Origin of the sequence: Kosakonia cowanii JCM 10956 = DSM 18146 (assembly GCF_001975225.1) — a bacterium.
GTDB classification, from domain to species: domain Bacteria; phylum Pseudomonadota; class Gammaproteobacteria; order Enterobacterales; family Enterobacteriaceae; genus Kosakonia; species Kosakonia cowanii.
This window is the reverse complement of the sequence record NZ_CP019445.1, coordinates 2,335,164-2,358,319: the sequence shown is the minus strand read 5'-3', so window position 1 is coordinate 2,358,319 and position 23,156 is coordinate 2,335,164. Positions and strand designations below refer to the sequence as shown.

Genomic DNA, 23,156 nt, shown 5'->3' with positions numbered 1-23,156 from the left:
CAGAATCACCCCGAAGACATTCCGAAAAATAAGACGCCGCATTATAGCGGCATCGCAGATATGAGTCGAGAACGGTAATAGCGCAACGGTGCGTCATTTTTCACACTTCTGAAGCAATTTTGCTCACAAAGGGGCGCTTCTCGCTCAAATTTCAGACAAAACAAAACGGCCCGCAGGCCGTTTTCACATTAACTGCATGCAACATACTGGAAAAGTTCAGCGCGTTGCAACCCGGTTTTCTAGGCGAGAGTCCCTGCGCCGCGGCAGGCTGGCGAGGTCAACAGGGTATCCTGTAGCCCCTCCCACTCTTTCAGGGTGTAGGTATGCAGCGCGAGCGCATGAATTTTCGTCGCCAGCTCATCTGCCAGGGTACCGTAAATCATGCGGTGGCGGTTGAGGAAACGTTCACCGGTGAAGCAGTCGCTCACCAGCACCACTTTGAAATGGCTTTCCGAACCCGCGGGAACGTTGTGACGGTAACTTTCATCCACAACGTCGAGGAAAACAGGCTCAAATGCCGCCTTCAGTTTTGATTCTATTTGATCACGCATCATCATGGTACGCCTCCGACAACGCTGAGATACCAGCTATCCCTTTAAATGTTAGCCGCTTTTACCGTCTCCGTTACAATAAGACAACAAAAATTTAGCCTTTGTCGCGCTTTTGCGTCCAACGGCATAATCTTCAGGGAAAACCTGGACATTTGGGGCCGGGATCGCGTTTGAAGATGTTACGGGCGCTGAAAAAAAACACAACACGATGAATTTACATGCGTTGAGGACTTCCTCTTAACAACGGCAATGTTATGATGGCGACAATTTTTCCCAGAAGCTTAGAGCCTTGAGAGCCTGAACATGATTAAGAAACTCCTCTTCCCGTTGGTTGCTTTATTTATGCTGGCTGGCTGCGCAACTCCGCCGACCACCCTTGACGTCACACCGAAAATTACCCTTCCGCAACAAGATCCGAGCCTGATGGGCGTAACGGTCAGCATTAACGGTGCCGATCAGCGTCCGGATCAGGCGCTGGCGAAAGTCACCCGTGATAACCAACTGGTAACCCTGACAGCATCGCGCGATCTGCGCTTCCTGCTGCAGGAAGTGCTGGAGAAGCAGATGACCGCACGCGGTTATATGATTGGGCCGAACGGCGCGGTTAACCTGCAGATCATCGTTAACCAGCTCTATGCTGACGTCTCTCAGGGCAACGTGCGTTACAACATCGCCACCAAAGCAGATATCGCGATCATTGCCACCGCTGCCAATGGCAACAAGCTGACGAAAAACTACCGCGCCAGCTATAACGTGGAAGGCGCTTTCCAGGCGACCAACGAAAAGATCACCAATGCGGTTAACAGCGTGTTGACCGACACCATCGCGGATATGTCTCAGGACACCACCATCCACGATTTCATCAAGCAGAACGCCCGTTAATCTCTCTGCACTGGCCCGGTTCCGCCGGGCCAGCTGAGCTGCCATGTCCAGTCACTACTTACGCATTTTCACGCAGCCTAAATCAGCGATTTTGCTGATGCTCGGCTTTGCCTCCGGTTTACCTCTCGCCCTCACCAGCGGCACGTTACAGGCGTGGATAACCGTCGCAGGCGTTGATGTCAAAACCATTGGTTTCTTCTCGCTGGTCGGCCAGGCCTACGTCTTTAAGTTTCTCTGGTCACCGGCGATGGATCGCTATACCCCCTCCTTTTTAGGACGCCGCCGCGGTTGGCTGCTGCTAACGCAGGTTGCGCTCCTGATCGCCATTGCCGCGATGGGCTTTTTACAGCCTGCCAGCGATCTGCGCTGGATGGCGGCGCTGGCGGTGGTTATCGCCTTCTGCTCGGCGTCGCAGGACATTGTTTTTGATGCCTGGAAAACGGATGTGCTCTCAGCCGAAGAGCGCGGCGCGGGCGCGGCGATAAGCGTGCTCGGTTACCGCCTGGCAATGCTGATTTCCGGCGGTCTGGCGCTATGGCTGGCGGATCGCTGGCTGGGCTGGCAAGGGATGTACTGGCTGATGGCGGCACTGATGATCCCCTGCATTATTGCCACGCTGCGCGCGCCGGAGCCGGTGGGCACCATTCCTGCGCCGCGATCTCTTGAAGAAGCGGTGGTTGCGCCGCTGCGCGATTTCTTCGGGCGCAACAACGCCTGGCTGATCCTGCTGCTGATTGTCCTTTATAAGCTCGGTGACGCGTTTGCCATGAGCCTGACCACTCTCTTCCTTATACGTGGTGTCGGTTTCGACCCCGGCGATGTCGGGATGGTGAATAAAAGCTTAGGGCTGGTGGCGACGATTATCGGCGCGCTGTGGGGCGGCGTATTAATGCAGCGCTTATCGCTGTTCCGCGCCCTGCTGATTTTCGGGGTGTTGCAGGCGATCTCCAACGCAGGTTACTGGCTGCTTTCCATCACCGATAAAGACATTGTGACGATGGGCGCGGCGGTCTTCTTCGAAAACCTCTGCGGCGGCATGGGGACGGCGGCGTTTGTCGCTCTGCTGATGACGCTCTGTAACAGCGCCTTTTCCGCCACACAGTTCGCGCTGCTCTCGGCGCTCTCGGCGGTTGGCCGGGTCTATGTCGGGCCGCTGGCGGGCTGGTTTGTTGCCAGCTATGACTGGCCGACCTTTTATCTCTTTTCGATCTTTGCGGCAATCCCGGGGCTGGCGCTGCTGCTGCTGTGTAAACGCACGCTGGAGTACACGCAGCGCACAGAAGCCTTTATGCCGCGCACCGAGTTCACGGCGCTGTACCGGCTGGCACTGCGCATCCTTGGTGCGGGCGCGCTGCTGCTTGCGGCTGGCCTGCTGGTGCTTGCCAGCAATGCGCTGGGTCTGACGCAGTGGTCTGTTGATGGCCTCCTCCTGGAGGGCGGCGCGCTGCTGGCGTTGGTGGGCATCCTGTTCGGTGGCGGGCTGGATCTGCTGGCCCTGCGCAGAACCGCCCTGCTCTAGCGAGGGCAAAACGGGCGTCTGCGGGTGGCGATATATTTTACATAGTGCAATTTAGGGTTATTTTTAAAGGAATAACTCTTTTAAAATCAGCTATTAAAAATAAAAAAAGCAGGAAAATAAATTTAGCGCCGTTATTATTTCGCTCATTAAACAGGCGTATTTTTTGTTTTTTGCCCAATCGCCCTGAGCGGGCAAAAAATAAAAATCTTATTTAATTTGTGCCTTATAAAATAAGGTCTATCCTATAACGATTCAGCACGGTTATTAATTGTTGGGTTTCATATTCGTTCCAATGATGTTTAATAGTTGCTGGATAATTGTTAATTATTTGTTTATTTGAACGATTGGTTATACCAATTTACCCTCAACGCAGATTGTAACGTCAGGTTTTCGTTATAATCGCTCTCTCTGGCTGTGCGAACGCCCGGTTTTACAGATTGTTGCATTCCGTGTGACATATGCGGCAGAACCCAGTAACACCTTACTGACACAAAGCCAATCATGTTTACAGTAACGTAACCTTTCCGTAAAATGCCCGCACACTTTAAGCGCCACCAGATCCCGTGGAATTGAGGTCGTTAAATGAGACTCAGGAAATACAATAAAAGTTTGGGATGGATGTCCTTAATCGCCGGCACTGTATTACTCAGTGGCTGCGATTCTGCGCTTCTTGACCCCAAAGGACAGATTGGTATGGAGCAACGTTCACTCATCCTGACGGCTTTTGGCCTGATGATGATTGTCGTGGTGCCTGCCATCTTAATGGCCGTAGGTTTTGCCTGGAAGTATCGTGCGAGCAATAAAGATGCGAAGTATAGCCCGAACTGGTCACACTCCAATAAAGTGGAAGCTGTGGTCTGGACGGTGCCGATTCTGATCATCCTGTTCCTTGCCGTGCTGACGTGGAAAACCACCCACTCGCTCGAGCCGAGCAGACCACTGGTACATGACGAACGCCCGATTACTATCGAAGTGGTTGCCATGGACTGGAAATGGTTCTTTATCTATCCGGAACAGGGCATCGCTACCGTGAATGAAATCGCCTTCCCGGCGAACACTCCGGTGGAATTCAAAGTGACTTCCAACTCCGTGATGAACTCGTTCTTTATTCCGCGTCTGGGCAGCCAGATTTACGCGATGGCCGGTATGCAGACCAAACTGCATCTGATTGCCAACGAAGCAGGTACGTATGATGGCATCTCTGCCAGCTACAGCGGCCCGGGCTTCTCAGGCATGAAGTTTAAAGCCATTGCAACGCCGGACCGCGCCGCATTTGACCAGTGGGTCGCCAAAGCGAAACAGTCTTCTACTACGGTGTCTGATATGGCCACGTACGAGAAAATTGCCGCACCAAGCGAATACAACAAGGTTGAATACTTCTCCAGCGTGAAACCCGATTTGTTTAAAGATGTTATTAACAAATTTATGGGCCACGGCAAGAGCATGGACATGACCCAACCGGAAGGTGAGCACAAGTCACACGAAGGTATGGAAGGCATGGACATGAGCCACGCGGAAACCTCTCACTAAGGGGCCGAGGAAAACGATGTTCGGAAAACTTACACTGGATGCAGTGCCGTATCATGAACCGATTATCATGATTACGATCGCTGCGATTGCCGTCGGTGGTCTGGCGGTAGTCGGCCTGCTCTCTTACTTCGGTAAGTGGAAATGGCTATGGAATGAGTGGTTGACCTCGGTTGACCATAAACGTCTTGGCATCATGTATGTCCTCGTAGCGGTTGTTATGCTGCTGCGCGGCTTTGCTGACGCCGTAATGATGCGTAGTCAACAAGCGATTTCGTCAATGGGCGAAGCGGGCTTCCTGCCGCCTCACCACTACGATCAGATCTTCACCGCCCACGGCGTGATTATGATCTTCTTCGTGGCGATGCCGTTTGTTATCGGTCTGATGAACCTGGTGGTTCCGCTGCAGATCGGCGCACGCGACGTTGCCTTCCCGTTCCTTAACAACCTGAGCTTCTGGTTCACGGTTGTGGGCGTGATTCTGGTTAACATCTCTCTGGGCGTCGGTGAATTCGCGCAGACAGGTTGGCTGGCTTATCCGCCGCTCTCGGGAATAGAGTACAGCCCTGGTGTCGGGGTCGATTACTGGATCTGGAGTCTCCAGCTCTCTGGTATCGGTACGACGCTGACCGGTATTAACTTCTTCGTGACCATCCTGCGCATGCGTGCGCCAGGAATGACCATGTTCAAAATGCCGGTCTTCACCTGGGCCTCTCTGTGCGCGAACGTGCTGATCATCGCTTCGTTCCCAATTCTGACGGTTACCATTGCGTTGCTTACCCTGGATCGTTATCTGGGCACCCATTTCTTTACCAACGATATGGGCGGCAACATGATGATGTACATCAACCTGATTTGGGCGTGGGGTCACCCGGAAGTGTACATTCTGGTGCTGCCGGTGTTCGGGGTCTTCTCCGAAATTACCGCCACCTTCTCGCGTAAACGCCTGTTTGGCTACACCTCGCTGGTGTGGGCGACCGTGTGTATTACCATCCTGTCGTTCATCGTTTGGCTGCACCACTTCTTTACTATGGGTGCCGGCGCGAACGTAAACGCCTTCTTCGGTATTACCACGATGATTATCGCCATCCCGACCGGGGTGAAGATCTTCAACTGGCTGTTCACCATGTACCAGGGCCGTATCGTATTCCACTCCTCTATGCTGTGGACTATCGGCTTTATCGTCACCTTCTCCGTAGGTGGGATGACCGGCGTGCTGCTGGCGGTTCCGGGCGCAGACTTCGTACTGCATAACAGCCTGTTCCTGATTGCGCACTTCCATAACGTCATCATCGGCGGCGTGGTATTTGGTTGCTTCGCAGGTATGACCTACTGGTGGCCGAAAGCGTTTGGTTACACCCTGAACGAAACCTGGGGTAAACGCGCATTCTGGTTCTGGATTATCGGCTTCTTCGTTGCGTTTATGCCGCTGTACGTACTGGGCTTCATGGGTATGACCCGTCGTCTCAGCCAGCATATTGACCCGCAGTTCCACAGCATGCTGATTGTTGCAGCTTGTGGTGCCGCGCTGATCGCACTGGGTATCCTGTGTCTGCTGATTCAGATCTACGTCTCTATTCGTGACCGCGATCAGAACCGTGACCTGACCGGTGACCCGTGGGGTGGCCGTACGCTGGAGTGGGCAACCTCCTCTCCTCCGCCGTTCTATAACTTTGCCGTTGTTCCGGAAATTCACGAACGTGATGCTTTCTGGGAGATGAAAGAGAAAGGCGAAGCGTACAAGCAACCTGCCCACTATGAAGAGATTCATATGCCGAAAAACAGCGGCGCCGGGATTGTTATTGCCGCGTTCGCAACGGTATTCGGTTTTGCCATGATCTGGCACATCTGGTGGATGGCGATTGCCAGCTTCGCAGGCATCATCATCAGCTGGATTGTGAAAAGCTTCGACGAAGACGTGGACTACTACGTACCGGTTGCAGAAATCGAGAAACTGGAAAAACAGCATTTCGATGAGATCAACAAAGCAGGGCTGACAAATGGCAACTGATACTTTGACCAACGCGCACGCCCATGCGCACGAACACGGGCACCACGATGCAGGGCCGAATAAAGTATTCGGTTTCTGGATCTACCTGATGAGCGACTGCATTCTGTTCAGCTGTCTGTTCGCGACCTATGCCGTTCTGGTGAACGGCACAGCGGGCGGCCCGACCGGCAAGGACATTTTTGAACTGCCGTTCGTTCTGGTAGAGACATTCCTGCTGCTGTTCAGCTCCATCACCTACGGCATGGCGGCGATCGCCATGCACAAGGGCAACAAGAGCCAGGTTATCTCCTGGCTTGCGCTGACCTTCCTGTTTGGTGCGGGCTTTATCGGCATGGAGATCTATGAGTTCCATCATCTGATTGCAGAAGGTATGGGTCCGGATCGTAGCGGCTTCCTGTCAGCGTTCTTTGCGCTGGTTGGTACCCACGGTCTGCACGTGACCTCTGGCCTGATCTGGATGGCGGTTCTGATGTTCCAGGTTTCCCGTCGCGGCCTGACCAGCACAAACCGTACCCGCATCATGTGCCTGAGCCTCTTCTGGCACTTCCTTGATGTGGTATGGATCTGTGTGTTCTCTGTTGTTTATCTGATGGGGGCGATGTAATGAGTCATTCAACCGATCACAGCGGCGCATCCCACGGTAGCGTAAAAACCTACATGACAGGTTTTATCCTGTCAGTCATCCTGACGGTCATTCCGTTCTGGATGGTGATGAGCGGTACCGCGTCACACGCCGCAATTCTGGGGACCGTACTGGTCACCGCAGTGGTACAGATTTTGGTTCATCTGGTCTGCTTCCTGCACATGAACACCTCTTCTGAGGAGCGCTGGAACCTGACCGCCTTTGTCTTTACCGTGATTATCATCGCTATCCTGGTAGTGGGCTCCATCTGGATTATGTGGAACCTGAACTACAACATGATGGTTCACTAAGAGCGGCGAGTATGTTCAAGCAATACCTGCAAGTAACGAAACCGGGCATTATTTTTGGCAATTTGATCTCCGTGATTGGGGGGTTCCTGCTGGCCTCTAAAGGCCAGATTGATTACCCCCTGTTCCTCTACACGCTGGTTGGCGTGTCGTTGGTGGTCGCCTCTGGTTGTGTTTTTAACAACTACATCGACCGTGACATCGATAAAAAGATGGAGCGGACGAAAAACAGGGTGCTGGTCAGAGGGCTGATCTCGCCAAAAGTCTCGCTGGTGTACGCCGCCTTGTTGGGTATTGCTGGCTTTATGCTGCTGTGGTTCGGCGCAAATCCGCTGGCCTGCTGGCTCGGGTGATGGGGTTTGTGGTTTATGTCGGGGTGTATAGCCTCTATATGAAACGCCACTCCGTCTACGGTACGCTGATTGGCTCTCTCTCCGGCGCAGCGCCGCCGGTGATTGGCTACTGCGCCGTGACCAACGAGTTTGACAGCGGCGCGGCGATCCTGCTGGCGATTTTCAGCCTGTGGCAGATGCCCCACTCGTATGCCATCGCGATTTTCCGCTTTAAGGATTATCAGGCAGCGAACATCCCGGTTCTGCCGGTGGTGAAAGGCATCTCCGTGGCGAAAAACCACATCACGCTCTATATCGTGGCGTTTGCTGTCGCCACCCTGATGCTCTCGCTGGGCGGCTATGCAGGTTATAAATACCTGGTGGTTGCTGCCGCGGTGAGCCTCTGGTGGCTGGGCATGGCGCTGCGCGGGTATAAAGTGGCGGATGACAAAGTGTGGGCGCGCAAACTGTTCGTCTTCTCGATTGTCGCCATTACTTCGCTCAGCGTGATGATGTCCGTGGACTTTATGGTGCCGGATTCACATAGCCTGCTGACTTACGTCTGGTGATCCAGACCGTCATATAAAGGGTGCCTCGGCACCCTTTTTTTATGCCCGCCATCCCATCCACGCAGGTAATATTTGTTAATTAAGCTGGTGTTTACCCCGCCCTGCCCCCGCACTACACTATGTCCGGTTTTCAACATGAGGTGGTAATGAACGATTACAAGATGACGCCAGGCGAGTTGCGCGCCACCTGGGGTTTAGGGACTGTATTCTCCCTGCGCATGCTCGGCATGTTTATGGTCCTGCCCGTTCTGACCACGTACGGTATGGCGCTGCAGGGCGCCAGCGAAGCATTAATCGGTCTGGCAATTGGTATTTACGGCCTCGCTCAGGCCATCTTTCAAATTCCCTTCGGCCTGCTCTCGGATCGCATCGGCCGCAAGCCGCTGATCGTCGGCGGGCTGGTGATTTTTGTCGCTGGCAGCGTGATTGCCGCCCTCTCCCACTCTATCTGGGGCATTATTCTCGGCCGTGCGCTGCAAGGCTCCGGCGCGATTGCTGCTGCTGTCATGGCGCTGCTCTCCGATTTAACCCGCGAGCAGAACCGCACCAAAGCGATGGCCTTTATCGGCGTCAGTTTTGGCGTCACCTTCGCCATTGCCATGGTGCTTGGCCCAATCATTACCCATAAACTGGGTCTGCATGCGCTCTTCTGGATGATTGCCGGTCTCGCCACGCTTGGGATCGCGCTGACGCTGTGGGTGGTGCCAAACAGCACCCAGCACGTGCGCAACCGTGAATCAGGGATGGTGAAAGGCTGTTTTAGCCTGGTAATGGCGAACCCGAAGCTGCTTAAGCTCAACTTCGGCATTATGTGCCTGCATATACTGCTGATGTCGACCTTTGTCGCCCTGCCGGGCCAGCTGGAAACTGCCGGGTTTGCTGCGGCGCAGCACTGGAAAATTTATCTCGTCACCATGCTGGTGTCGTTTGTCTCCGTCGTGCCCTTCATTATCTATGCCGAAGTGAAGCGCAAAATGAAGCGCGTCTTCCTGCTCTGTGTCGCCCTGCTGGTGATCGCGGAAATTGTGCTGTGGGGGGCGGGCCCGCACTTCTGGGAGATTGTGATCGGCGTACAGATCTTCTTCCTCGCCTTTAACCTGATGGAAGCGCTGCTGCCGTCGCTTATCAGTAAAGAAGCGCCCGCGGGCTATAAAGGCACGGCGATGGGCATCTACTCCACCAGCCAGTTCCTTGGCGTAGCCATTGGCGGCTCGCTCGGCGGTTGGGTCGATGGCTTTTTCGACTCCCAGACAGTGTTCCTCGCCGGCGCGCTGCTGGCGGTAGTCTGGCTGTTAGTCGCCAGCACCATGCAGGAGCCGCCTTATGTCAGCAGTTTGCGTATCGCAATTCCTGAGGATGTTGCAGTGGATGCGGCGTTGCAGCAGCGCCTGCTGGCAATGGAGGGGGTGAGCGAAGCGATGGTGGTGCCGGAAGAGCGCAGCGTCTATGTGAAGATAGACAGCAAGGTGACCAACCGTTTTGAAGTGGAACAGGTAGTTGCGGGTTAAAGGTGAAGCGCCCTCCCCCGCACGGGAGAGGGCAAGCGATTAATCGCGGAAGTTCTTAAACTGGAACGGCTGGCCTAAGTTACCGCCGCGTACCAGCGCCATGGCGGCCTGCAGGTCGTCACGGGCTTTACCGGTCACGCGGATCTCTTCACCCTGAATCTGCGCCTGCACCTTCAGTTTGCTCTCTTTAATCAGCTTGATGATCTTCTTCGCCGTGGCGGCGTCAATCCCCTGCTTGAGCTTGGCTTCAACAAACCAGGTTTTACCGCTATGGATAAACTCTTCCGGCACTTCCAGCGAGGTGCCTTCAATGCCGCGCTTTAGCAGCTTAGCGCGCAGGATATCGAGCAGCTGGTTGACCTGGAAGTCAGACTCGCTCAGCACCTTGATGGTTTTGTTGGTTTCGTTTAATTCAAACGTCGCTTCAATGTTGCGAAAGTCGAAACGCGTGGCCAGTTCACGGGTCGCATTCTCAACGCCGTTTTGCACTTCGCGCAGATCAATTTCGGAAACAATATCGAAAGATGGCATCTTTTCTCTCCCTCTGTAATTTCAGCGATGCATAATACCCGCACTGTGTATTAACACAATCTTGAATACTGGAAGCTTAGCTGACAGCGCTATACTTATCGCTGTAACACCTGGCGCAGTTGCAGGTGAGGAGGAATAATGAGAATTACCGTACTGGGATGCGGCGCCTTAGGGCAACTGTGGTTAACGGCACTGTGCAAGCAGGGACATGAGGTACAGGGCTGGTTACGTATCCCGCAACCTTATTGCAGTGTGAACCTGGTTGAAGAAGACGGCACGATTTTTAACGAGTCCCTGACGGCTAACGACCCCGATTTCCTGACCCGCAGCGATCTGCTGCTGGTCACGCTTAAAGCCTGGCAGGTCTCCGATGCGGTAAAAGGGCTGGTTGCCTCGCTCTCGCCCACCACGCCGGTGCTGTTGCTGCATAACGGCATGGGTACCGTAGAAGAGCTGAAATCCCTGCCTAATCCGCTGCTGATGGGCACCACCACCCATGCTGCGCGCCGCGATGGTAATGTGATTATTCATGTCGCCAGCGGCATCACCCATATAGGCCCGGCGCGCGCGCAGGATGGCGAGTTCAGCTATCTGGCCGACACGCTGCAAATGGCGCTGCCGGATGTCGCCTGGCACAACACCATTCGCCCCGCACTGTGGCGCAAGCTGGCGGTGAACTGCGTCATCAACCCGCTGACGGCGCTACGCGACTGCAAGAATGGCGATCTGCGCGATGTGCCGGAAGAGATAGAGAAAATCGCCCGCGAAGTGGCGGCGGTGATCGAGCGCGAAGGCCACCATATCTCTGCCGACGAGCTGATCGCCTATGTTCACCAAGTAATTGAGAGCACGGCGGAGAATATCTCATCGATGCTGCAGGATGTGCGCGCGATGCGCCATACCGAGTGCGATTACATTACCGGCTATCTACTAAGACGCGCACGCGCGCACGGCATCGCGGTGCCTGAGAATGCCCGGCTGTTTGACCTGATTAAACGTAAGGAGAGTGAATATGAGCGCATCAGCTCTGATATGTCTCGCCCCTGGTAGTGAAGAGATGGAGGCTGTCACCACTATCGATCTGCTGGTGCGCGGCGGGATCGCAGTGACTACCGCCAGCGTGGCCAGCGACGGCGAGCGCGTCATCACCTGCTCGCGCGGCGTAAAGCTGTTAGCGGACGCGCCGCTGGTTGAGGTAGCGGATGGCGATTACGACGTTATTGTGCTGCCTGGCGGGCTGAAGGGCGCGGAGTGCATGCGCGATAACCCGCTGCTGGTAGAGACCGTGCGCCAGTTTCACCTCTCCGGGCGCATCGTTGCGGCGATTTGTGCCGCCGCCGGCACCGTGCTGGTGCCCCATGAGATCTTCCCGATCGGCAATATGACCGGTTTTCCAGGGCTTAAGGAGACGATCCCGGAGGAGCAGTGGCAGGATAAGCGCGTGGTATGGGATCCGCGCGTCAATCTGTTGACCAGCCAGGGACCAGGTACGGCGATTGATTTTGGTCTGAAGATTATCGATCTGCTGGTCGGGCGCGAAAAGGCCCACGTCGTGGCATCACAGCTGGTGATGGCGGCGGGAATTTATAACTACTACGAAGCGTAAGCTTTGGCACTGCATGCCGGATGGCGGCTTCGCCTTATCCGGCCTACAGGTTCGTGCGGTCTGTTTGCCGGATGGCGCTGACGCTTATCCGGCCTACAGGTACGTGCGGTTTTTTTGCCGGATGGCGCTGACGCTTATCCGGCCTACGGGTAGGTGCGGTTTATTTGAATGCTATGCGGCAAACGTATTTATGGCATGTTGCACCGCGTAGGCCGGATAAGGCGAAGCCGCCATCCGGCACAATCCACGGTGCTATTCCTGGCACAACGTAAAACTACGGGCGATAAACCTTCACATTGGTAAAGCCCTGCTCACGCAGATAAAGCGCCTGCAGGCGGCTCATCACGCCGCGCTCACACCACAGCAGCCAGGTTTTGCTCTGATCGAGATCGCCAAACTTGGTGCTCAGCTTGTAGAACGGCAGCGACACCACATCTACGCCTTCAAGCTGCAACGGCTTGTCATCCTGCTCATCGATGGAGCGGATATCGAGGATCGCGTCATTCTCACCGAAGCCGGTTACCGTTTCGACCTCCACCACCTCTTCCGAGGTCTGCTGCGCGATTTCACGAATATCGATATTGCTCGCTTCCGCGACCACTTTCTCAAGGATCGCGAAATCGAAGTTCGCCTCTTCCGCTTCAATCTTGCCTTTAACCGCTTTTACCGTCGGTTTTTTGGAGATCACGCCGCAATACTCCGGCATGGTGCGGGCAAAATCTTCGGTGCCGATTTTGCGCGCCAGATCGATGATGTGCTCTTTATCGTGAGAGATAAGCGGGCGCAGGATCAGCGTATCGGAGACGTTATCAATCAAACGCAGGTTGGTCAGCGTCTGGCTGGAGACCTGGCCCAGCGCTTCGCCGGTCACCAGTGCCTGCACGCCGTAGCGCTCGGCTACCTGAGAGGCTGCACGGACCATCATGCGTTTCAGCACCACGCCCATCTGGCCGTCGTCGACTTTCTCGAGGATCTCGCCCACTACCGGCTCAAAGTTGATCGCCACAAAGCGCACGCGATGGGAACTGCCGAAGCGGTTCCACAAATAGTGCGCCACCTGGCGTACGCCGATTTCATGCGCCGCGCCGCCAAGGTTAAAGAAGCAGTAGTGTACGCGGCAGCCGCGACGCATCAGCATATAGCTGGAGACGCCAGAGTCGAACCCGCCGGAGATGAGCGACAGCACATCTTCCTGCGTGCCGATCGGGAAGCCGCCAATACCTTCATAACGGCCCTTCACCAGCAGCAGGCGATCGTCTTCAATCTCCAGATGTACGGTCACATCCGGATGGGTCAATTTAACCTTTGCCGACGCAACGTGTTGATTAAGGCCGCCGCCGATGTAGCGTTCTGCTTCGATCGAGCTAAACTCATGTTGCCCGCGGCGTTTTACCCGCACGCAGAAAGTTTTGCCTTCGATTGCATCGCGATACTGCGCCAGCGCTTTCTCAAAAATGTCGTGCAGAGAGGTAAACGGAACATCTTCCACCTCCAGCACATGGTGAATGCCCGGCACGCGGGTCAGCGCATCGCGGATGGCCAGACGCTGAGTCTCGTCTTTGGCGCGCACTTCAATATGGTCCCAGTGGCGCACAACGGCGAGCGCCTCATCGTAGTGCTTCAGAACGTTACGAATGTTCCCGGTGAGAATTTTAATAAAGCGCAAACGCACAGATTGGCTTTTGATGGTGATTTCCGGGAACAATTTAATGATAAACTTCATGGCGGCAATGGTTCGTTGGCAAGCCTGCAAAGGCCTGTAGAGGAAAATTTACAGCAGCCCTTACCCGCGGCTGCATCCAGGCGCGGAAGTATACCACCATCGCGAAGATCATGTGCAACGCATTACCACTGAGCGTTATTTGCTATGTGCCCCGACTTCGCTACCATAACGTAGTCGGAATAATAGAAGAGTCAGACATTCACTATGCCAAAGAAAAACGACGCACCCGCCAGTTTCGAAACCGCACTGAGCGAACTGGAACAGATTGTCACTCGTCTTGAAAGCGGCGAACTTCCGCTTGAAGATGCCCTGAACGAATTCGAGCGCGGCGTCCAGCTGGCCCGCCAGGGACAGGTTAAGCTTCAGCAGGCAGAGCAGCGTGTACAGATCCTGCTCTCCGATACCGAAGAGGCGCCGTTAACCCCTTTCGCTCCGGATGCTGAATAGATGGATTTCAATCAACAACTGCAGGCCTGCGTTGAACAGGCCAACGACGCGCTGCGCCGTTTCATCGATCCCCTGCCCTTTCAGAACACTCCGCTGGTTGAGGCGATGCAGTATGGCGCACTCTTAGGCGGTAAACGCCTGCGCCCCTTTTTGGTTTATGCCACCGGCCGCATGTTCGGCGTCAGCCAGCAAACGCTAGACGCGCCCGCCGCGGCGGTGGAGTGCATTCATGCTTACTCATTAATGCATGACGATCTGCCGGCGATGGACGACGACGATCTGCGTCGCGGTCTGCCCACCTGCCATATTAAATTTGGCGAAGCCAATGCCATTCTCGCGGGCGATGCCTTGCAGACGCTGGCCTTCTCGATCCTGACGGAAGCGCCAATGGCGGATGTCGCCGCAGAAGATCGCCTGGCGATGGTCGCCACGCTCGCAAACGCCAGCGGCGTTGCCGGGATGTGCGGCGGGCAGGCGCTGGATCTGGCAGCGGAGAACGAGCAGGTTTCTCTTGAAGGGCTGGAGCAGATCCACCGTCATAAAACCGGGGCGCTGATCTGCGCGGCGGTAAAAATGGGCGCGCTGAGCGCCGGGCAACGCGGTCGCGACGCGCTGCCGCTGCTCGAACGCTACGCGCAGTGTGTCGGCCTGGCGTTTCAGGTTCAGGATGACATCCTCGATGTGGTCGGCGATACTGCGACCCTTGGCAAACGCCAGGGTGCTGACCAGCAACTGGGTAAAAGCACCTACCCCGCACTACTGGGCCTTGAGCAAGCCCGCACGAAAGCCCGCGATCTGATTGACGATGCCCGCCAGGCGCTGAGCCTGCTGTCGGCGCAATCGCTGGATACGACGGCACTGGAAGCACTGGCGAATTACATAATCCAGCGTGATAAATAACGATATAACACGATGAGTCCGAGTCTCTGATGAGTTTTGATACAGCCAAATACCCGACGCTGGCGCTGGTTGATACCACGCAAGAGTTGCGCCTGCTGCCGAAAGAGAGTTTACCGAAACTGTGCGACGAACTGCGTCGCTACCTTCTCGACAGCGTAAGCCGCTCCAGTGGACACTTCGCCTCCGGGCTTGGCACGGTTGAGCTGACCGTGGCGCTGCATTACGTCTATAACACGCCCTTCGATCAGTTAATCTGGGACGTCGGCCACCAGGCCTATCCGCACAAAATCCTCACCGGTCGCCGCGACAAAATCGGCACCATCCGGCAGAAAAACGGCCTGCACCCCTTCCCGTGGCGCGGCGAGAGTGAATATGACGTGCTGAGCGTCGGTCACTCCTCCACCTCCATCAGCGCCGGGATCGGCGTGGCCGTGGCGGCAGCGAAAGAGAATAAGCAGCGTCGTACCGTCTGCGTGATTGGCGATGGCGCCATCACCGCAGGCATGGCGTTTGAAGCGATGAACCACGCTGGGGATATTCGTCCGGATATGCTGGTGGTTCTTAACGACAACGAGATGTCGATCTCCGAGAATGTTGGCGCGCTGAATAATCATCTGGCGAAGCTGCTCTCCGGCAAGCTCTACTCCACCCTGCGCGAAGGCGGGAAAAAAGTGCTCTCCGGCGTGCCGCCGATCAAAGAGCTGCTAAAACGCACCGAAGAACACATCAAAGGCATGGTCGTGCCGGGCACGCTGTTTGAAGAGCTGGGCTTTAACTATATCGGCCCGGTGGACGGTCACGATGTGCTGGGTCTGGTGCAGACGCTGCGTAATATGCGCGACCTGAAAGGCCCGCAGTTCCTGCATATCATGACCAAAAAAGGGCGCGGCTATGAGCCGGCCGAGAAAGATCCTATCACTTTCCACGCGGTTCCGAAGTTCGATCCAACCAGCGGCACCCTGCCGAAAAGCAGCGGCGGTATGCCGAGCTATTCGAAAATCTTCGGTGACTGGCTGTGTGAAACCGCGGCGAAAGATAACAAGTTAATGGCCGTTACCCCGGCGATGCGTGAAGGCTCCGGCATGGTTGAGTTCTCGCGCAAATACCCAGGGCAATATTTTGATGTCGCCATAGCCGAGCAGCACGCGGTCACTTTTGCCGCCGGGCTGGCGATTGGCGGTTATAAACCGGTAGTGGCGATCTACTCCACCTTCCTGCAGCGCGCCTACGATCAGGTGATCCACGACGTGGCGATCCAGAAGCTGCCGGTGCTGTTTGCTATCGATCGCGCCGGGATTGTTGGCGCGGACGGCCAGACTCACCAGGGGGCGTTTGATATCTCCTATCTGCGCTGCATCCCGGAGATGGTGGTGATGACGCCAAGTGATGAGAATGAGTGCCGCCAGATGCTCTTTACTGGCTACCACTACACGGATGGCCCGAGCGCCGTGCGCTACCCGCGCGGTAACGCGGTCGGCGTGACGCTGGAGCCGCTGGCGAAACTGCCTATCGGTAAAGGCGTGGTGAAACGCAAAGGCGAGAAGGTGGCGATCCTTAACTTCGGTACTTTGCTGCCGGAAGCAGCTAAAGCCGCCGAGGCGCTGAATGCGACGCTTATCGATATGCGCTTTGCCAAACCGCTCGATGAAGCGCTGATCCTGCAGGCGGCTTCGCAGCATGAGGTGCTGGTAACGCTGGAAGAGAACGCCATTGCGGGCGGTGCCGGCAGCGGCGTTAACGAAGTGCTGATGGCGAAGCGCAAGCCAGTGCCGGTGCTCAACCTCGGCCTGCCGGACTTCTTTATTCCGCAGGGTACGCAGGATGAAGCGCGCGCTGAGATTGGCCTTGACGCCGCCGGTATCGAATCGCGCATCAAAAACTGGCTCGCCTGATTCCGCCCTTTTCCGCTCCTGCTATGCTTAAGCCTAATTCGTGACCAGCAGGAGTGGAACCATGCAATACAACACATTAGGGAAAACAGACCTCAAAGTCTCCCGCCTTTGCCTTGGCTGTATGACTTTTGGCGAGCCGGACCGGGGTAAACATGCCTGGACGCTGCCGGAAGAGAGCAGCCGGCCGATTATTCAACGCGCGCTGGAAGGCGGGATTAACTTCTTTGATACCGCTAACAGCTACTCCGACGGCAGCAGTGAAGAGATCGTTGGCCGTGCGCTGCGCGATTTCGCCCGCCGTGACGAGGTGGTTGTTGCTACTAAGGTTTACCATCAGGTCGGCGATCTGGCGGAGGGCCTCTCCCGCGCGCAGATCCTGCGCTCCATTGATGACAGCCTGCAACGCCTCGGCATGGAGTATGTCGATCTGCTGCAAATCCACCGCTGGGACTACAACACACCGATTGAAGAGACGCTGGAAGCGCTGAACGATGTGGTGAAAGCGGGTAAAGCGCGCTATATCGGTGCATCTTCCATGCACGCCAGCCAGTTTGCGCAGGCGCTTGCCTTGCAGGAGCAGCACGGCTGGGCGCGCTTTGTCACCATGCAGAATCACTACAACCTGATCTACCGTGAAGAAGAGCGCGAGATGCTGCCGCTCTGCTACAAAGAGGGCGTGGCGATTATTCCGTGGAGCCCGCTGGCGCGCGGACGTTTGACCCGACCGTGGGGGGAAACCACCGCCCGCCTGGTTTCTGATGAGTTTGGCAAAACGTTGTATAGCGAAACGGATGCTAACGATGCGCAGATCGCCGAACGTCTGGCGAGCGTGGCAGAGGAGTTGGGCGCGTCGCGTGCGCAGGTGGCGCTGGCATGGTTGTTGAGTAAGCCAGGCGTTGCCGCCCCAATTATTGGCGCGTCGCGTGAAGATCAGCTCGAAGAGTTGTTAGGCGCGGTTGAGTTAACGCTGAAGCCGGAACAAATTGCCGAGCTGGAGATGTCCTACAAACAGCACCCGGTGGTGGGGTTTAAGTAACGCGCGGATAAGTTGCCGGATGGCGGCTTGCGCCTTATCCGGCCTACGCCCAAATGTTAATTCGGTGTCGTAAGCCTGATAAGCGAAGCGCCATCAGGCATTTTCCACCGCATCCACATGCAAATCCGGAACCGTAGGCCTGATAAGCGCAGCGCCATCAGGCATTTGCCACCGCATCCACATGCCAGCCCGAAACCGTAGGCCTGATAAGCGAAGCGCCATCAGGCAGTTAGCCGCAGCTAAATCAGACCAATCGGCCAATGATGACCAATCACGTAGAGCAACCCGGCGGCGACAATCCCGGCTACGATATCGTCGACCATAATCCCCATGCCGCCATGCACGTTGCGATCGAACCAGCGGATCGGCCACGGCTTCCAGATATCAAAAATGCGAAACAGCACAAACCCAACGGCGACCCACTGCCAGTCGTTAGTGGGCAGCGCCATCAGGGTGATCCACATCCCGATAAACTCATCCCAGACGATACTGCCGTGATCGTGCACGCCCATATCTTTTGCCGTCTGATGGCAGAGATAAACGCCCAGCGAAATTCCCAGCATCACCAGCAGCGAATAGAGCTGCCAGGGCAGGAAGGTCATCAGCCACCAAAAAGGGATCGCCGCAATCGAGCCCATGGTGCCGGGCATAAACGGGATTAAACCGCTGCCAAACCCGGTCGCCAGCAGGTGCCAGGGGTTACGCATAGTGAGACGGCTTTTAGCGATATCTTTATCTTTAGTGCGCTGCAAAATGGTCATATCCTTTCCAGTCGAGGGTGACGGCTTTTCCCTCGCGAGTGAAGTAGAGCCCCTCCCCGTCCGCGCCCATCTGCCCGATGCAGGTAAACGGTGCGCCCAACTGCCCAATCGCCACATCCAGTGCGCCGCGATTCAGCTCAGGTACGGTAAAGCAGAGTTCATAATCCTCTCCGCCGGACAATGCCCAGCGCAGCGCCTGATCCGGCTCGACGTGCCGACGCATGGCATCCGATAACGGGATCGCATCAAGATCGATCCGCGCGCCAAACCCGCTCGCTTTCAGGATATGCCCGAGATCGGAGATAAGACCGTCAGAGAGATCGATGGCCGAGCTTGCGAGGTTACGCAGCGCCTGGCCCTGCAACACGCGCGCCGTCGGGCGCAGATGGCGCTTTTTCAGGTAAGCCGCATCATCGCTGTCGCTAACGGTTAAACGGTTTTGCAAAATCGCCAGCCCGGCAGCGCTGTCGCCCGGCGTACCGGTGACATAGATCCAGTCGCCCGGCTTCGCGCCGGAGCGCTTCATCGCGCGGCCTGCTGGCACGTAACCATGAATACCAATGGTCATCGACAGCGGCCCGCGGGTGGTATCACCGCCGATAAGCTGCATATCGTAATAGCTGATTTGCTCAAACAGGCTGTCGCTGAAAGCCTGCAACCACGCTTCGTCCGCTTCCGGGAGCGTTAACGCCAGTGTCAGCCAGGCAGGATCGGCACCCATCGCCGCCAAATCGCTAAGATTGGAGGCCATTGCTTTCCAGGCCAGATCGGCAGGATCGATATCGGGGAGAAAATGGTTACCCGCCACCAGCGTGTCGACGCTGATCGCCAGGGTCTGTTTTTCGGGGACATTGAGCAGCGCACAATCGTCACCGATACCGGTTTCGACGTCGCGACGTGAAGTTCGTACGCGGTCAAAATAACGGGCAATCAGGGAGAATTCACCGCATGCCATACGTTATTCCTCTGTAGAAAAAAGAAAAAGCCGGGACCGGCGCGCTGAAAGCGTCGCCCGTCACCGGCTTGCGGATCACTTCTTGTGGGGACGGATCGCAGGTGCGGCTTTATCCAGCACGCCGTTCACAAACTTATGGCTGTCTTCAGCGCCAAAGGTTTTAGCCAGTTCGATAGCTTCGTTGATCGCCACTTTATAGGGCACATCATCACGTTTTGAGAGTTCGAACAGCGCGATACGCAATACCGCTTTCTCAACCTGACCCAGCTCTTCGAGCAGACGGGAGAGGTATGGCTTCATCAGGCCATCGAGATATGCGCTATTAGTCGCCACCCCGTTCAACAGTTCACGGAAGTACACGACGTCAACATCTTTCACGTCCTGTTCCGCCAGGAACTGGTATTCAACATCAGTGATGTCGTTCTGGGACAACTGCCAGGAGTAAAGCGCCTGAACGGCACACTCACGGGCGCGGCGACGAGCAGCAGGTTTCACGTAATTCCCCTTACAAAATTCAAGCCTTGATGGCTTTCAATACATTAATCATTTCAAGCGCGGTCAGTGCGGCTTCCGCACCTTTATTACCGGCTTTGGTGCCAGCGCGTTCGATGGCCTGTTCAATACTTTCTGTGGTGAGCACGCCGAATGCGACCGGAATGGCGCTCTCCTGCGCGACATGCGCCAGGCCGTTGCTTGCGCCGCCTGCCACATACTCAAAGTGCGCTGTACCGCCGCGAATCACGGTGCCGAGCGCAATCACGGCATCATATTTGCCGGTTTTCGCCAGCTCGCCTGCGGCCAGCGGCAGCTCGTAAGCGCCCGGAACCCACACGACGGTGATGTTATCGTCCTGCACCTGACCAATACGTTTCAGGGCATCGATCGCGCCTTCCAGCAGACTGTCATTGATAAAGTTGTTGAAACGCGCAATGGTGATGGCGACGCGAGCGTCCGGAGCAGCAACGTTGGCTTCAATAATGTTCATACACTTCCTTCACAGGTTCAGTTCGGACCCCGCAGGGGGGCGGATTTTAGCATACTATTTAACGCGCTGCTTCCCTTTTACAGCAGGCTTCACGCGTTGGTGAGGTGCAGGCAAACATCAGGGCCAACCTGCCGTATCTCACTGAAACTAAAGCGCGGCGCATCGGCAAGCGCCGTCAATCCCGGCAGTTGGCAGAGCCCGCGCGCATCGCTGCCTAACAGTTTAGGCGCAAGATAGACCACCAGCTCATCAACCAGCCCCGCGTTCAGCAGCGCGCCAGCAAGCTCTGCGCCCGCCTCAACCCAGACGCTGTTAATCTGCTGTTTACCGAGCATCATCATCAGCATCACCAGATCGGCATGGCCGTTATGTTCCGGCACGATGATTTCGCGCACGCTCTCAGGCCACGCGCGCGTATCGGCTTTGGTGCGCGCAAACCAGGTCTCCCCCGGCTGGCTGACGACGTTATGCTGCGGCGTCACGCGGTTCTGGCTATCAATAATAATGCGCAGCGGCTGGCACAGATCCGCTTCGGGATAGCACGCCTGGGTATCGCTGTTTAATTCATTCCAGCGCACGGTAAGCGACGGATCGTCCGCCAGCACCGTGGCGCTGCTGCTGAGAATGGCATGGCTCTGCGCGCGCAGCTGCTGCACGTCGCGGCGCGCCTGCACAGAGGTGATCCACTGGCTTTCGCCGCTCGCCATTGCCGTGCGCCCGTCGAGCGACGCGCCGAGCTTAAGCTGAAGATAGGGAAAACCGGTGCGCATACGTTTGAGAAAGCCTTTATTCAGCGCTTCGGCCTCGCTCATCATCAGGCCGTGGCTCACCTCAATCCCGGCCTGCTGGAGACGATAAAGTCCACGCCCGGCAACCTGCGGATTGGGATCCTGCATGGCAGCAACGACCCGCGCTACTCCGGCGGCAATCAGCGCATCGCAGCAGGGCGGCGTGCGCCCGTGGTGGCTGCAGGGCTCCAGCGTCACATATGCGGTACCGCCGCGCGCGCGATCGCCCGCCATGCGCAGGGCATGCACTTCCGCGTGCGGCTCACCGGCGCGGTAGTGAAACCCTTCACCGACAATCTCGCCATCGTTAACAATCACGCAGCCGACGCGCGGATTCGGATGGGTGGTAAAGCGGCCGCGCTGCGCCAGTTTCAGCGCACGCGCCATATAGATTTCATCCTGCATGATCAATCCTGTAGACGGGCGATCTCTTCGCCAAATTCGCGGATATCCTCGAAACTGCGGTAGACGGAGGCAAAGCGCACATAGGCCACTTTATCGAGCTTTTTCAGCTGCTCCATCACCAGATTGCCGATCATCTTACTCGGCACTTCGCGTTCGCCGGTTGCGCGAAGTTGCGATTTAATATGGTTTAACGCCATTTCTACGTCATCGGCGCTCACCGGGCGCTTCTCCAGCGCTTTCAACATGCCGCTGCGCAGCTTGTCTTCATTAAAGGGTTCACGCACATCATTGCTTTTTACTACGCGCGGCATCACAAGCTCTGCCACTTCAAAGGTGGTGAAACGCTCATTGCAAACCAGACACTGCCGACGGCGGCGAACGGATGAACCTTCTCCCACCAAGCGGGAATCGATGACTTTGGTGTCCACGGCGAAACAGAATGGGCAATGCATACGGGATCCTGACGTGAGAGTTAACTGAAATCTATTTTAACCTGAAGTGGCATGACAACAAAGGCAGACCCTTTTTGAGACAATGGATCGATGGCAAAGCCGCGGTTGCGATCTACCATTACAGCGATCCTCCCCTTCAAGGAAACAGACGCAATGACAAGACGTTACCTAAGAACACTGTTGCTGGGAAGCCTTTTTACCCTCAGCGCCTGCGCCCCGCAAAGCGAAGTCCGCCAGCTCCACCAAAGCGTCAGTACGCTCAATAAAGAGATGAGCAAGCTGAACCAGGAGACGGTCAAAATCACACAGCAAAACAGCCTTAACGCCAAATCGGGCAGCGGTGCCTACCTGCTGCCCGGCGCCAATACGCCTGCGCTGCTGAAGAGCCAGATCGGCACACTGCGTCTCTCACTGAAAGATATGGCGCCAAACGCCGCCGGAACACGCGTTGTGCTGCATATTCAGGGCCAGTCCAACGATCCGCTGCCCGCCTTTAGCGGCACCATTGAGTATGGCCAGCTTCAGGGCACCACCGAGAACTATCAGGAAGTAAATGTACAGAATCAGTTGATCAATGCCCCGGCCAGCACGCTGGCACCAAGCGATGTCGACATTCCGCTACAGCTTAATGGCATCACGCCTGAGCAACTCGGTTTTGTGCGCGTTCACGATATTCAGCCGGCTACCGCTCAGTAACCGCTCTTCTGCGGGCGATCCTCTCGCCCGCCCTTTCGCTGCTCCGTTTTTCAGCCACACTGCAACGTTGATATTCATCAATTGGCATTATCAATAAATGTCAGTACAATCGCCGCCGTTTAATCGACGCAAACGTGAACGCAATCGATT

The 23,156-nt window shown here is 56.0% G+C and carries 23 protein-coding genes and 1 pseudogene; 15 read left to right on the top strand and 9 right to left on the bottom strand.

Annotated elements, in window-relative coordinates:
• Window positions 1-239: 239 nt before the first annotated feature.
• Window positions 240-557, bottom strand: coding sequence for a transcriptional regulator BolA (gene bolA, locus BWI95_RS11090; protein ID WP_042713623.1), 318 nt, complete (start codon window positions 555-557; stop codon window positions 240-242).
• Window positions 558-854: 297 nt separating this feature from the next.
• On the opposite strand from bolA, the gene BWI95_RS11085 reads away from it, so the two are divergent.
• The 8 genes and pseudogenes from BWI95_RS11085 to BWI95_RS11050 all read left to right on the top strand — a co-directional run bounded on the left by BWI95_RS11085 (window position 855) and on the right by BWI95_RS11050 (window position 9,829).
• Window positions 855-1,433 carry a lipoprotein gene (locus BWI95_RS11085; protein ID WP_023481890.1) on the top strand — a complete coding sequence of 193 codons (579 nt, stop codon included), beginning with the start codon at window positions 855-857 and terminating at the stop codon, window positions 1,431-1,433.
• 43 nt (window positions 1,434-1,476) lie between these two features.
• Window positions 1,477-2,952 (top strand): muropeptide MFS transporter AmpG, encoded by a 1,476-nt coding sequence (gene ampG, locus BWI95_RS11080; protein WP_054804404.1) that lies wholly within the window; start codon window positions 1,477-1,479, stop codon window positions 2,950-2,952.
• Window positions 2,953-3,534: 582 nt separating this feature from the next.
• Entirely contained in the window at window positions 3,535-4,482 is a 948-nt protein-coding gene (gene cyoA, locus BWI95_RS11075; RefSeq protein ID WP_023481938.1) for a cytochrome o ubiquinol oxidase subunit II, read from the top strand.
• Window positions 4,483-4,498: 16 nt separating this feature from the next.
• A complete protein-coding gene (gene cyoB, locus BWI95_RS11070; RefSeq protein ID WP_023481935.1) occupies window positions 4,499-6,490 on the top strand; it encodes a cytochrome o ubiquinol oxidase subunit I in 1,992 nt (663 codons plus the stop codon).
• Window positions 6,480-7,094 carry a cytochrome o ubiquinol oxidase subunit III gene (locus BWI95_RS11065; RefSeq protein WP_023481905.1) on the top strand — a complete coding sequence of 205 codons (615 nt, stop codon included), beginning with the start codon at window positions 6,480-6,482 and terminating at the stop codon, window positions 7,092-7,094. Before cyoB ends, BWI95_RS11065 begins: the two co-directional genes overlap by 11 nt.
• Window positions 7,094-7,423, top strand: coding sequence for a cytochrome o ubiquinol oxidase subunit IV (locus BWI95_RS11060; RefSeq protein ID WP_023481940.1), 330 nt, complete (start codon window positions 7,094-7,096; stop codon window positions 7,421-7,423). Before BWI95_RS11065 ends, BWI95_RS11060 begins: the two co-directional genes overlap by 1 nt.
• Window positions 7,424-7,434: 11 nt before the next feature.
• Window positions 7,435-8,321, top strand: a pseudogene (gene cyoE, locus BWI95_RS11055) (heme o synthase).
• Between the two features lie 146 nt (window positions 8,322-8,467).
• Window positions 8,468-9,829, top strand: coding sequence for an MFS transporter (locus tag BWI95_RS11050; RefSeq protein ID WP_076769478.1), 1,362 nt, complete (start codon window positions 8,468-8,470; stop codon window positions 9,827-9,829).
• A gap of 39 nt (window positions 9,830-9,868) precedes the next feature.
• Here BWI95_RS11050 and BWI95_RS11045 read toward each other — a convergent pair whose 3' ends face one another.
• A complete protein-coding gene (locus tag BWI95_RS11045; protein WP_054804403.1) occupies window positions 9,869-10,360 on the bottom strand; it encodes a YajQ family cyclic di-GMP-binding protein in 492 nt (163 codons plus the stop codon).
• Between the two features lie 138 nt (window positions 10,361-10,498).
• Between BWI95_RS11045 and panE the strand changes: the two genes are divergently transcribed.
• A complete protein-coding gene (gene panE / locus BWI95_RS11040; RefSeq protein WP_076769477.1) occupies window positions 10,499-11,410 on the top strand; it encodes a 2-dehydropantoate 2-reductase in 912 nt (303 codons plus the stop codon).
• Complete coding sequence (gene yajL, locus BWI95_RS11035) at window positions 11,373-11,966, top strand: protein deglycase YajL (protein WP_054804402.1); 594 nt, start codon at window positions 11,373-11,375, stop codon at window positions 11,964-11,966. Before panE ends, yajL begins: the two co-directional genes overlap by 38 nt.
• A 274-nt stretch (window positions 11,967-12,240) precedes the next feature.
• On the opposite strand, the gene thiI is transcribed toward yajL, so the two are convergent.
• A complete protein-coding gene (gene thiI / locus BWI95_RS11030; protein ID WP_054804401.1) occupies window positions 12,241-13,689 on the bottom strand; it encodes a tRNA uracil 4-sulfurtransferase ThiI in 1,449 nt (482 codons plus the stop codon).
• A gap of 204 nt (window positions 13,690-13,893) precedes the next feature.
• Here thiI and xseB point away from each other — a divergent pair, with 204 nt between their 5' ends.
• From xseB to BWI95_RS11010, 4 genes are all read left to right on the top strand, one after another.
• Window positions 13,894-14,136: an exodeoxyribonuclease VII small subunit gene (xseB, locus tag BWI95_RS11025; RefSeq protein WP_054804400.1), complete on the top strand. Its 243-nt coding sequence runs from the start codon at window positions 13,894-13,896 to the stop codon at window positions 14,134-14,136.
• Window positions 14,137-15,036 carry a (2E,6E)-farnesyl diphosphate synthase gene (gene ispA / locus BWI95_RS11020; RefSeq protein WP_076769476.1) on the top strand — a complete coding sequence of 300 codons (900 nt, stop codon included), beginning with the start codon at window positions 14,137-14,139 and terminating at the stop codon, window positions 15,034-15,036.
• 29 nt (window positions 15,037-15,065) lie between these two features.
• A complete protein-coding gene (gene dxs, locus BWI95_RS11015; protein WP_076769475.1) occupies window positions 15,066-16,928 on the top strand; it encodes a 1-deoxy-D-xylulose-5-phosphate synthase in 1,863 nt (620 codons plus the stop codon).
• A 61-nt stretch (window positions 16,929-16,989) separates the two neighbouring features.
• On the top strand, window positions 16,990-17,964 hold the full coding sequence (locus tag BWI95_RS11010; RefSeq protein WP_054804399.1) for an aldo/keto reductase: 975 nt from the start codon (window positions 16,990-16,992) through the stop codon (window positions 17,962-17,964).
• 239 nt (window positions 17,965-18,203) lie between these two features.
• Here BWI95_RS11010 and pgpA read toward each other — a convergent pair whose 3' ends face one another.
• The 6 genes from pgpA to nrdR form a co-directional block, all read right to left on the bottom strand.
• The gene (pgpA, locus tag BWI95_RS11005) at window positions 18,204-18,725 is read right to left on the bottom strand and encodes a phosphatidylglycerophosphatase A (RefSeq protein WP_042712115.1); all 522 of its coding nucleotides are present in this window, start codon (window positions 18,723-18,725) and stop codon (window positions 18,204-18,206) included.
• Window positions 18,703-19,680: a thiamine-phosphate kinase gene (gene thiL, locus BWI95_RS11000; protein ID WP_054804398.1), complete on the bottom strand. Its 978-nt coding sequence runs from the start codon at window positions 19,678-19,680 to the stop codon at window positions 18,703-18,705. The genes pgpA and thiL overlap by 23 nt, the downstream gene beginning before the upstream one ends.
• 75 nt (window positions 19,681-19,755) lie before the next feature.
• Complete coding sequence (nusB, locus tag BWI95_RS10995; protein ID WP_023481929.1) at window positions 19,756-20,175, bottom strand: transcription antitermination factor NusB; 420 nt, start codon at window positions 20,173-20,175, stop codon at window positions 19,756-19,758.
• Between the two features lie 19 nt (window positions 20,176-20,194).
• The gene (ribH, locus tag BWI95_RS10990; RefSeq protein WP_042712118.1) at window positions 20,195-20,665 is read right to left on the bottom strand and encodes a 6,7-dimethyl-8-ribityllumazine synthase; all 471 of its coding nucleotides are present in this window, start codon (window positions 20,663-20,665) and stop codon (window positions 20,195-20,197) included.
• Between the two features lie 89 nt (window positions 20,666-20,754).
• On the bottom strand, window positions 20,755-21,858 hold the full coding sequence (gene ribD / locus BWI95_RS10985) for a bifunctional diaminohydroxyphosphoribosylaminopyrimidine deaminase/5-amino-6-(5-phosphoribosylamino)uracil reductase RibD (RefSeq protein ID WP_076769474.1): 1,104 nt from the start codon (window positions 21,856-21,858) through the stop codon (window positions 20,755-20,757).
• Between the two features lie 2 nt (window positions 21,859-21,860).
• Window positions 21,861-22,310: a transcriptional regulator NrdR gene (gene nrdR, locus BWI95_RS10980; RefSeq protein WP_054804396.1), complete on the bottom strand. Its 450-nt coding sequence runs from the start codon at window positions 22,308-22,310 to the stop codon at window positions 21,861-21,863.
• Window positions 22,311-22,463: 153 nt separating this feature from the next.
• On the opposite strand from nrdR, the gene BWI95_RS10975 reads away from it, so the two are divergent.
• Window positions 22,464-23,006, top strand: a complete 543-nt coding sequence (locus BWI95_RS10975) for a SadB/YajI family lipoprotein (protein ID WP_054804395.1) — start codon at window positions 22,464-22,466, stop codon at window positions 23,004-23,006.
• The last annotated feature ends 150 nt before the right edge of the window (window positions 23,007-23,156 follow it).

What these genes read in the sequence shown, in the direction of transcription:
- thiL (WP_054804398.1), bottom strand. Translation starts at nt 19,680, where the DNA reads ATGGCATGCGGTGAATTCTCCCTGATTGCCCGTTATTTTGACCGCGTA.
- bolA (WP_042713623.1), bottom strand. Translation starts at nt 557, where the DNA reads ATGATGATGCGTGATCAAATAGAATCAAAACTGAAGGCGGCATTTGAG.
- pgpA (WP_042712115.1), bottom strand. Translation starts at nt 18,725, where the DNA reads ATGACCATTTTGCAGCGCACTAAAGATAAAGATATCGCTAAAAGCCGT.
- thiI (WP_054804401.1), bottom strand. Translation starts at nt 13,689, where the DNA reads ATGAAGTTTATCATTAAATTGTTCCCGGAAATCACCATCAAAAGCCAA.
- panE (WP_076769477.1), top strand. Translation starts at nt 10,499, where the DNA reads ATGAGAATTACCGTACTGGGATGCGGCGCCTTAGGGCAACTGTGGTTA.
- BWI95_RS11060 (WP_023481940.1), top strand. Translation starts at nt 7,094, where the DNA reads ATGAGTCATTCAACCGATCACAGCGGCGCATCCCACGGTAGCGTAAAA.
- ampG (WP_054804404.1), top strand. Translation starts at nt 1,477, where the DNA reads ATGTCCAGTCACTACTTACGCATTTTCACGCAGCCTAAATCAGCGATT.
- BWI95_RS11085 (WP_023481890.1), top strand. Translation starts at nt 855, where the DNA reads ATGATTAAGAAACTCCTCTTCCCGTTGGTTGCTTTATTTATGCTGGCT.
- xseB (WP_054804400.1), top strand. Translation starts at nt 13,894, where the DNA reads ATGCCAAAGAAAAACGACGCACCCGCCAGTTTCGAAACCGCACTGAGC.
- BWI95_RS11050 (WP_076769478.1), top strand. Translation starts at nt 8,468, where the DNA reads ATGAACGATTACAAGATGACGCCAGGCGAGTTGCGCGCCACCTGGGGT.
- nrdR (WP_054804396.1), bottom strand. Translation starts at nt 22,310, where the DNA reads ATGCATTGCCCATTCTGTTTCGCCGTGGACACCAAAGTCATCGATTCC.
- BWI95_RS11010 (WP_054804399.1), top strand. Translation starts at nt 16,990, where the DNA reads ATGCAATACAACACATTAGGGAAAACAGACCTCAAAGTCTCCCGCCTT.
- cyoB (WP_023481935.1), top strand. Translation starts at nt 4,499, where the DNA reads ATGTTCGGAAAACTTACACTGGATGCAGTGCCGTATCATGAACCGATT.
- yajL (WP_054804402.1), top strand. Translation starts at nt 11,373, where the DNA reads ATGAGCGCATCAGCTCTGATATGTCTCGCCCCTGGTAGTGAAGAGATG.
- ispA (WP_076769476.1), top strand. Translation starts at nt 14,137, where the DNA reads ATGGATTTCAATCAACAACTGCAGGCCTGCGTTGAACAGGCCAACGAC.
- dxs (WP_076769475.1), top strand. Translation starts at nt 15,066, where the DNA reads ATGAGTTTTGATACAGCCAAATACCCGACGCTGGCGCTGGTTGATACC.
- BWI95_RS11045 (WP_054804403.1), bottom strand. Translation starts at nt 10,360, where the DNA reads ATGCCATCTTTCGATATTGTTTCCGAAATTGATCTGCGCGAAGTGCAA.
- cyoA (WP_023481938.1), top strand. Translation starts at nt 3,535, where the DNA reads ATGAGACTCAGGAAATACAATAAAAGTTTGGGATGGATGTCCTTAATC.
- BWI95_RS11065 (WP_023481905.1), top strand. Translation starts at nt 6,480, where the DNA reads ATGGCAACTGATACTTTGACCAACGCGCACGCCCATGCGCACGAACAC.
- ribH (WP_042712118.1), bottom strand. Translation starts at nt 20,665, where the DNA reads ATGAACATTATTGAAGCCAACGTTGCTGCTCCGGACGCTCGCGTCGCC.
- ribD (WP_076769474.1), bottom strand. Translation starts at nt 21,858, where the DNA reads ATGCAGGATGAAATCTATATGGCGCGTGCGCTGAAACTGGCGCAGCGC.
- BWI95_RS10975 (WP_054804395.1), top strand. Translation starts at nt 22,464, where the DNA reads ATGACAAGACGTTACCTAAGAACACTGTTGCTGGGAAGCCTTTTTACC.